The organism is Pseudomonas sp. SDO5215_S409, from assembly GCF_054071325.1.
The window spans coordinates 1-928 of record NZ_JBSVWN010000152.1 but is presented as its reverse complement, the minus strand read 5'-3'; the positions used below and the strand labels follow the sequence as shown (position 1 = coordinate 928).

The window sequence follows — 928 nt, the reverse complement described above, 5'->3', positions numbered from 1 at the left end:
CAACGGGATCGGCGTATTTCACCATATTTGGAAGTCTTCTTCAGGATTTCCTTAAGTAATTCACCTTTTGTCTAATTTTGCCAGTTACCGTCGTGAGTTTGTACTAGTGTTCACTCCTTGTTACAACATGGATACTCGAACTACATTGGAACCCCATTTTCTTGAAATGTTTCTCTTACGCTGCCAGCTGCTTAACTTATCAAGCCCAAAATACAAAAGCTGGCTTTATTATTCATTCTCATTAACGCACTGACGCTACTCAGTTCCTATACGGCTATCACTCACCACCGCGAAGAGCCCGATGTAAATCTGATATTGAAAATATTAAACATTAAAAACGTTCAAAATCATGTAGACACCCGCTCTTTTTAATATGATTAAGCTCTTCTTCAAACGTATACATTAAAGGGCTTTCTCTACTTTTATCATACTCCAACCTCAAGAACCGAAACATTCGCCCTATGATACCTTTGCTTTTTTCGTCAAGTGAATCAATAAGATCATAGTTATCGATAGCCAAGGAAAAATCACTTTTACGCACAATATCAGAAGCCCTTATATTATGAAGCAAACTGGCCGCGTCCTCATAATTCTCATCGAGCGACTTCACATACTCTTCAAAAACATGAGTAAGCAAACTTGCCGCTGCTTTTTGTTTTTCCAAAACGCGGCACATTTCTTGCCAATTTCTTATATAAAGATGATCCCCCCAATCAGATCCTCTAGCAAAATAACCCCCCTCTCCTTTAAAAAATTCAGGAATCTCATGTTGATTTAAAGCCATTTCAAAAGTAGTTGTCATTGAAGCCTCTCCCAACGGTCAAAACTCTCCAGTGAATTTTCCAAGACACTATCATAGACAACATTTTCCGAGCTAAGGAAATCCTGAAGAAGACTTCCAAATATGGTGAAATACGCCGATCCCGTT

General features: G+C 38.7%; 1 protein-coding gene. It reads right to left on the bottom strand.

The features are described 5' to 3' along the window. Positions 1–331: 331 nt before the first annotated feature. Positions 332–802 carry a hypothetical protein gene (locus tag ACW9H9_RS28670; RefSeq protein WP_457346714.1) on the bottom strand — a complete coding sequence of 157 codons (471 nt, stop codon included), beginning with the start codon at positions 800–802 and terminating at the stop codon, positions 332–334. Between the last annotated feature and the right edge of the window lie 126 nt (positions 803–928).

Coding starts and splice junctions, on each gene's coding strand:
- ACW9H9_RS28670 (WP_457346714.1), bottom strand. CDS start 802: ATGACAACTACTTTTGAAATGGCTTTAAATCAACATGAGATTCCTGAA.